The sequence below is a fragment of the Microcystis sp. M109S1 genome (assembly GCF_020247025.1).
GTDB lineage: Bacteria > Cyanobacteriota > Cyanobacteriia > Cyanobacteriales > Microcystaceae > Microcystis.
This window is the reverse complement of sequence record NZ_JADBRW010000387.1, coordinates 1-7,239: the sequence shown is the minus strand read 5'-3', so window position 1 is coordinate 7,239 and position 7,239 is coordinate 1. Positions and strand designations below refer to the sequence as shown.

At 42.6% G+C, this 7,239-nt stretch carries 8 protein-coding genes and 1 tRNA gene; 4 read left to right on the top strand and 5 right to left on the bottom strand.

The window, feature by feature from the left end; genetic code table 11:
• Positions 1–247 precede the first annotated feature (247 nt).
• Both IM322_RS19165 and IM322_RS19160 read right to left on the bottom strand, forming a co-directional pair.
• Entirely contained in the window at positions 248–1,249 is a 1,002-nt protein-coding gene (locus IM322_RS19165) for an Npun_R2821/Npun_R2822 family protein (protein ID WP_287673004.1), read from the bottom strand.
• Positions 1,250–1,455: 206 nt separating this feature from the next.
• A complete protein-coding gene (locus IM322_RS19160; RefSeq protein ID WP_287672995.1) occupies positions 1,456–2,940 on the bottom strand; it encodes a hypothetical protein in 1,485 nt (494 codons plus the stop codon).
• Positions 2,941–3,067: 127 nt separating this feature from the next.
• Here IM322_RS19160 and IM322_RS19155 point away from each other — a divergent pair.
• Positions 3,068–3,140: transfer RNA gene (locus IM322_RS19155), tRNA-Glu, on the top strand.
• 21 nt (positions 3,141–3,161) lie between these two features.
• On the opposite strand, the gene IM322_RS19150 is transcribed toward IM322_RS19155, so the two are convergent.
• Entirely contained in the window at positions 3,162–4,511 is a 1,350-nt protein-coding gene (locus IM322_RS19150; protein WP_287672997.1) for a sensor histidine kinase, read from the bottom strand.
• Between the two features lie 55 nt (positions 4,512–4,566).
• Complete coding sequence (locus IM322_RS19145) at positions 4,567–4,743, bottom strand: hypothetical protein (protein ID WP_287672999.1); 177 nt, start codon at positions 4,741–4,743, stop codon at positions 4,567–4,569.
• A 197-nt stretch (positions 4,744–4,940) separates the two neighbouring features.
• Here IM322_RS19145 and IM322_RS19140 point away from each other — a divergent pair, with 197 nt between their 5' ends.
• The 3 genes from IM322_RS19140 to IM322_RS19130 all read left to right on the top strand — a co-directional run bounded on the left by IM322_RS19140 (position 4,941) and on the right by IM322_RS19130 (position 7,008).
• Positions 4,941–5,414 carry an EVE domain-containing protein gene (locus IM322_RS19140; protein WP_287673001.1) on the top strand — a complete coding sequence of 158 codons (474 nt, stop codon included), beginning with the start codon at positions 4,941–4,943 and terminating at the stop codon, positions 5,412–5,414.
• Positions 5,415–5,417: 3 nt separating this feature from the next.
• On the top strand, positions 5,418–6,272 hold the full coding sequence (locus IM322_RS19135; protein WP_287673002.1) for a prohibitin family protein: 855 nt from the start codon (positions 5,418–5,420) through the stop codon (positions 6,270–6,272).
• A gap of 85 nt (positions 6,273–6,357) precedes the next feature.
• Positions 6,358–7,008 (top strand): restriction endonuclease subunit R, encoded by a 651-nt coding sequence (locus tag IM322_RS19130; protein WP_287673006.1) that lies wholly within the window; start codon positions 6,358–6,360, stop codon positions 7,006–7,008.
• Between the two features lie 122 nt (positions 7,009–7,130).
• Here IM322_RS19130 and IM322_RS19125 read toward each other — a convergent pair.
• Positions 7,131–7,239, bottom strand: a 109-nt coding sequence (locus IM322_RS19125) for a transposase (protein ID WP_287713304.1), incomplete at its 5' end; no start/stop codon positions are given.

Below are 7,239 nucleotides of genomic sequence, written 5' to 3'. Positions count from 1 at the left end.
CTCAAAATGGACGTGGAGGAAGTGTCAGACTTAAGCAATTAAGCGTTTTTCGGTGAAGCGTCAACCCCATTCAGCGACCACCCTAAAAAAGTGGCGTGGTGAGGAATCGCCGTCCGTTTTACGGCGGCGAGGATGTCAAGGAGAAGATTAGACCTTGAAAATGTATAGTCATTTCAGATAAGTCTGATACGATCTAGACCGGTGAAACCCCTAGTAACTCCGGCATTGATCTTCTCAATCTTAATGATTATTTTCCTAAACCGAGTTTTCTGGTTACTTTTTGCCAAAAGGTAGGGGTCGGTGGTTGATAGGGTTTGGGACTATCGGTAAAGATAGGACGTTGACTAGGTTGGTGGAGATAACGATAGTGTAAGAAAATATCTCGATAGGGAAAATCGAGATTTTCACCGCTACAAAGTCGAGTGAACAGAGAGGAAGATAAACCAATGTAGTGAAGGTATGTCAAGCGGTTGCCTCGATCGTAAAGAATATTATCTAAAGCCTGAAAATGGGGAGAGGTGACACAGCAGCCGGTGCGTTCTTCTTTAGGCAATTGAAGAGCTAGATTATATATAGAAAAATTTGAGCGCATCATCATATAATTGACAATAGTTTGATCGGGAGCCATCGGATAGAGAATTTCCGCTTCCCCTGCTCGCAATTGTTCTATGAGCCAATCTCGCTGATTTTCATCGAATAAACCAGTTTTAGAAGCGTAGAAACCTGCACAAAAAATCTCCTTTTCGATACGATCACGGGAAAAAACCTCGAATAATTTTGGTTGAGAAACTTCGTAGACATGAGTGGGATCTTTGTGCTGAAAGTCATAAACAACACAATCGTGCCTATCTAGGATAGCGAAGATTTTATCAATGGCATCGAGTAGCAATGTGTCCCCATCCATGTAGATAAAACGCTCGAAGGGACTATCAAAAGCAATAAAACGGTGGTGCATTCCCATACGATAATATCGGTCAGTGCAACCCGATTTCAACCAACGTTCGCGGGCTTGCGGGTGGCTATCCCAAATCGACTTGGCGAAATTTTCCCAGCGTTCGATAATTTCCTGATTATCAAATAACTCTACATTAGGACGTTGAGCAATTTCCGCCTTGATACGTTCGGTGTTGTCATCGTAGGGATAGACACAAACAGGAAGATCCTTTCCCCCATTTACCTCGATGCTGTTGAGTAGGGCGACTAATTGATCGTAAACGCGATCGTTGGCTAAGGTACAGATACCGTCCATAAGTAATGCCAAGGAAAAAATCAAAACATATTATCTTTGCCGTTAGTTTAGCTTATTTTTGTCGATAAATTTCGGTAATTTGAGATTATGGCCATGACTTTAACTGCTGAAATGCCTAAGATTGATAGAGGTAAGTCCCTCAAGATAGTCTCAATTTTCTCACAACAGAAAGACTACTCGATCGGCTATACCCAAAACCGATCGATTTAGCGTTTGCGTTTGAGTAATTTAGAAATGCGTCGATTGTACCGCAACCAACGCCAGATTTTAATGACTAATTCCTCCACCCATAAAATAATCGCATCTAATCCCTCTAAAATCCGTTCTAAGGGGTGTTTAACGTAGCCGACGGGGGTTGATTCGGTTTCTAACCATTCTTCGTTAATTGGTTGAATTATCTCCCTAGCGTAGCGGGGATCTAATTGGGTTGCGGGGGGGGATTCTCCCGGAGTAATTTCGGCAGCGGCTGGGGGGATTTTTGGTAAAGATTTATTTTGTTTTTCTTGACTAAAAGCTTTTTTTGTGCTATGGGACTGGGGAAGGGGATAAGCGGGGTTAAGGCGCGGTTTTTCGGAGTCTTGGGGAGAAATAGCCAAGATATCGGCGGATTCTAGCCAAGGTTGCTCGCTGACGGCGGAAAATGTCAGGGATTGGCGAGAGGAAAAGAAGTGATTGATCGCCGCTTGGATGAGTTTGCCGATCGTGAAGGGATCCGCTTGGGTTTGTTTTTCTAGCCAATCCTGGAGACGTTGCTTGAAGCTGATCAGCAGAGAATTAGGAAAACTTAAGGGATATTTTGCCGATAAAGCGGGTGAATCAGCACTATATTCTAAATAATTCTTCTCTTTTGCCCAGAAATGCTCGATCGCCGCATAAATTAACCAATAAAGGCCCCAGAGATAGGAGGAATTTTTCTCGAGAGTCGGGGACTCGTTAACGATCTCGGAAGGGGGGTTAGGGGTGTGGCTAAAACTGCTGGGGATTGCGGGGGAGATAGCGAGAAATTTAGCCTCGAAAATTGCTAATTTTTCGTCAATAACTTCTAAAATCGCTTGAGAATTTAAATTAGGCAGTGGTAAGGAGGGTGGTGTCGGGGTTTTGACGAGATGGGTTTCCTGGAATAGATTTATGGCGATCGCTATTTGCCCCTGTTGTTCCCAGCGTAGTAGGTTCCAAAACCAACGGATCGGGGGTAAGACAGGATTTTTGTCGGTAAAATTCGGTAATAAAGGCGGATATTGCCGATTTAATCGCTTAATTCTCCGTTTTGCCAGGGCGTAGTTAGCCAGTGCCGTCCTAATTTGTTTTTCTATTTGTCTTTGGGTTTGATTATCGGTGATTTTAACAGTCTGGTGATCGTTAGTGACGAAAACTAAAGCTTGATCCTCTAGATCGGCTGCTATGCCAATAAATGGCGTTTCTTGGTCAGATAAGCTCTGTAGAAATTCTTCGATCGCATCCGTCCCATCTTTTCCGGGGGGTGATAATTGTTTCTGGAGACTGTTCCCCAATTGATTCGCCGTCATCCGCAGCGATTGTACCAGCAAATAGACGGGATAGAGGGCTATTTGCAGGGCAATAGCGATCGCATTTTGACCGCGACGGGAGACGCGGCCGAGGTTATCTTTCAGACGGATCAAACGACGGTTGATCAGGTTGAACAGTCGGCTTTTATAGGGATCGGCAGCCATGGATTTTGGGCGATAACATCTTCAATTAGACTATCCTATTGTGCAAGGGCGGGATTAAAAAATTTTTTGCCAAAACCCTTGACTCCCAGAAAGATTATTGTTATATTTAAAAAGGTCTGAAATCCACGCCCCCATCGTCTAGTGGCCTAGGACACCTCCCTTTCACGGAGGCGACAGGGATTCGAATTCCCTTGGGGGTATGATAAAGAAGGTCAGAGGTGTTAAGCTTCTGACCTTTCAGTTTTTTTCTCCCGTTGATGGCTTTTCGGTAAGGTGACGGTGAAGATTGTTCCTCGATCGATCTGACTTTCGACGCTAATTTGTCCATGATGACTGAGGGTAATCGCTAAAGCGATCGCTAATCCTAATCCTGTTCCCCCGGAAGTGGCAGAATTTTGTCGTGCGGGATCGAGACGATAAAAGCGATCGAAAATATGGGACAAAGCAGCCTCGGGAATGCCGATTCCGTTATCTTTGACGCGTACCAGTAACACCGATTGTCGATCGCGTTTACTTTTTTCCAATTCCACTGCCAGATTTTTAGGCTCAGATTCGGGCAAAAAAGCGTGTTTTAGGGCATTAGAGATTAAATTTGTGAATAAACGTGCTAATTGATCCCAATCTCCCCGCATAGTAAACATTTCATCGCTGTAGGAAAAATCCTCTTGGTCCGGTTCCACAATCGACAAAGAGAGGGAAATTCCCTGCTTATCGGCGATTAAACGCTGTTCTTCCACCACTTCCATCAATAAAGCATCCAAAGGTACAGCTTGCTCAATCGGTTGGACGATGCCACTATCAGAACGGGCTAAAAAAAGCAGATCATTGACTAAATTGCCCAATCTTTCCGTTAAACGATCGATCACTTGCAAGCGTTGATGGCCAGTTTGGGGATAAGCGATCGCCATTTGCACGTTAGTTTGAATAGTGGCGATCGGATTGCGTAATTCATGGGAAGCATCGGCGGTAAATTGTTTTAAACTCTGATAGGACTCTTTTACTGGTTGAATGGCTAAACCGGACAAAAACCAACCAATCCAGGCGACACTGGCAATCATCAGGCAAATTCCGGCGATTAAATCCCATAATAGCTGTCTAATCGGTTTTGTCACCTCAAACCAAGGATGACTTACCCGCAGATATCCCAAAACATAATGACCGATTTCCACCCTTTCGGTTACTTGTCGCAGCAGACGATCATCGGATAAGCGAATAGTTTCCCCCTGACGGTGGGGATGGAGGGGAATATCTAAGGATTCAGCCAGAGTTGACCAAAGTAGATTACCTTGGGGATCAAACCATTCCAAATCTATATGATCGTCCTCGACGGATTTACCCTGACTGGGAAAACTTGCGAGGGGATCGACGCGATAACGTCCTTGATCCGGGGGAATCGATTCGATCACGAGGGAACGATTTACCACCTCAATGATGTGTTTGAGGGTATCATCAATGCGATCCACTAGGGTATGGCGCACATAAAAATACATTCCCGTAGCGAGAAAAAGCAGTAGTATGGCAGTGACAACAGTGTACCATAAGGCTAAACGGCGGCGAGTGGCTTGGAACACCGATAATCTATGGATTGGCTAGAGATTTTTAGAGCAATGTATCCTATTTTACAGCTTATTTGATCGATTTAATAGTGGAGAATAAATTATTTTTAGCTATAGGGAAAAACTGACGGTTGCCAAGAATAGTGCGACTTGAAGGCTTATAGTCCATACAAATTGCCGCTAACAAAAGTATTTTTAGATACATTCTCCCCAATAATTGTTTGAGTAGATCTACAAAAGCAGTCAAAGTGAATTATATTTAATACTAAATCCGTTGAGTATAGGCTACATATCAGGACAGGCACTCATGCAAGAGGCAAGAGGCAACAGGAGGAATAAATAATCAGTCTTTAATAACCAGATTTGGTATAACCCTATGGTAACAAGGCTGACAGGAACGGCTAAAAATATTTTTGAGCTTATTTGAATTAATAATAACGATAAATGATGAATTTAAATTACTGGTTAATGAAATCGGAACCCCATGTCTATAGTATCGAGGATTTAAAAAAAGATGGTCAAACTATTTGGGAGGGAGTGCGAAATTATCAGGCGCGCAATTTTCTCCGTCAGATGAAACGGGGAGATTTGGCCTTTTTTTATCATTCTAATACCACCCCGCCGGGGATTGTCGGCTTGATGCGCGTAGTGGAAACCGATATGATCGATCCGACACAATTCGATCCCGATAGTCCCTACTATGATTCTAAATCCTCTCCAGATTCCCCGCGCTGGTGGACGGTTAAAGTTGAATTCGATCGCCTTTTTCCCCAACTGCTGCCCCTAGGAATTTTAAAACAAAATTTTACCGCCGATGAATTATTATTAGTAAGGACAGGAAATCGTCTGTCAGTGATGCCTGTCAATCAAGCAATTGCGGTAAAAATTCTCGCTTTAGTCGCTCATCAAGGAGTATAAACTGTGAACCAGAAAGATGCTATTAATTTACTTTCCCTGATCGGGGGATTATTGGCCACTATTGTCATTTTAGCGGCCTTTAATGCCTATGTGATTATCACCCCCGGACAAGCGGGGGTTTTAAGTGTTTTAGGAAAGGCTAAGGACGGGGTTTTATTGGAGGGATTTCACTTTAAACCTCCCTTTGTTTCTAGTGTCGATATCTACGATGTTACGGTGCAAAAATTTGAAGTTCCGGCCCAAAGTTCCACTAAAGATTTACAAAATTTATCCGCTAGTTTTGCGATTAATTTTCGTCTTGATCCGACTCAAGTAGTGGCAATTAGAAGAACCCAAGGCACCCTACAAAATATTGTCGCTAAAATTATCGCCCCTCAAACCCAAGAATCCTTTAAAATTGCCGCCGCTAAAAGAACAGTAGAGGAGGCAATTACTCGACGCAGTGAGTTAAAAGAAGACTTTGATAATGCCCTATCGACTCGGTTAGAAAAGTATGGTATTCTAGTCTTAGATACCAGTGTGGTAGATTTGAATTTTTCTCCAGAATTTGCTCGGGCTGTCGAAGATAAACAAATCGCGGAACAACGCGCCCAAAGAGCCGTTTATATCACCCAAGAAGCGGAACAACAGGCCCAAGCAGAAGTTAATCGCGCTAAAGGGAAAGCTGAGGCACAAAGACTATTAGCAGAAACTTTAAAAGAACAGGGGGGAGGATTAGTTTTACAGAAAGAAGCGATCGAAGCTTGGCGCGAAGGTGGGGCGCAAATGCCCCGGGTTTTAGTCATGGATGGATCGGGAAAAAATAGCGTACCATTTTTATTTAATTATAGTGATTCTTTTCCAGAAAATACCCCCTAAATTCGGGTCTATTTTGTTAGGAAGAACAGCCGAGAAACCTATTTTACGCTATCATGGAAACAGCGCTGTACTGCTTGCTAAATCAATGCTTACCCTCAAAATAAGTAAACTAACCCTTGCTGATGTTCAACGTCATCTCAATTTCCAAGAAAAGCTTGAGGATGTTTCATTTACAGAGCTTTTAGCATTGGAAACCGTCAGCGACGCAGAAAAATTAGAACTTGTTCAAATCCGCAACGATTTTCGACCCTATTTGATGGAAGATAAAGCATCAGAAGGACAAGTGAAAGTTTTCACCCTATTTCCCCTATTGCGGTTAGCGGGTTTTTATCGTTATCCGATTAAGATTAGGGTTGAAGAAGGGATTGATAATATTATCCTTGTGGATGAAGATAAAACTATTAGCGGACGCTTTGATATTGTCACGGTAAATAATTCGATAGCAACTGTCAATGATATCCCTTTTGGGATTTTAGTCATTGAAGCTAAAGAGAGTGGAATCGAAGTACGTCAGGGATTACCTCAATTACTGACTTATGCCTACAATAGCTTAGAAAGACAACCCTCAGTTTGGGGATTAGCGACTAATGGCTTACAATATATGTTCGTCTATCTCAGACAAGAAACTAACCCCACTTATCAGATAATGCCAGAACTTAATTTAATGTATCCTGAATCAGCAATTAATCTGCTCCAAATTCTCAAGGCAATGGGTCAGCTAATTTTAGAGACATAATTAGGACTCAAACAAGCTATAATCTCCTAGGCTTTGTCTGTCTATATAGGGAATTAAAAGCGTCTTGAATACTTACCGCTATTTAAAACTCCTAATGGCTCTTCGTTACTCTTTATGCTAAATCAACAGACAAGATGCCAAGATAACATACTTCTAACCCAAAAATTCTGAAAGTTTCTAAAGCCATAGCCTCTCCGTTTTATTAGTTTAAGTTTATTGTTGATTCCCTCG

Bases quoted from the DNA above. Each gene is read 5' to 3' on its own strand.
- IM322_RS19165 (WP_287673004.1), bottom strand. From the start codon at position 1,249: ATGGACGGTATCTGTACCTTAGCCAACGATCGCGTTTACGATCAATTA.
- IM322_RS19160 (WP_287672995.1), bottom strand. From the start codon at position 2,940: ATGGCTGCCGATCCCTATAAAAGCCGACTGTTCAACCTGATCAACCGT.
- IM322_RS19140 (WP_287673001.1), top strand. From the start codon at position 4,941: ATGATGAATTTAAATTACTGGTTAATGAAATCGGAACCCCATGTCTAT.
- IM322_RS19130 (WP_287673006.1), top strand. From the start codon at position 6,358: ATGCTTACCCTCAAAATAAGTAAACTAACCCTTGCTGATGTTCAACGT.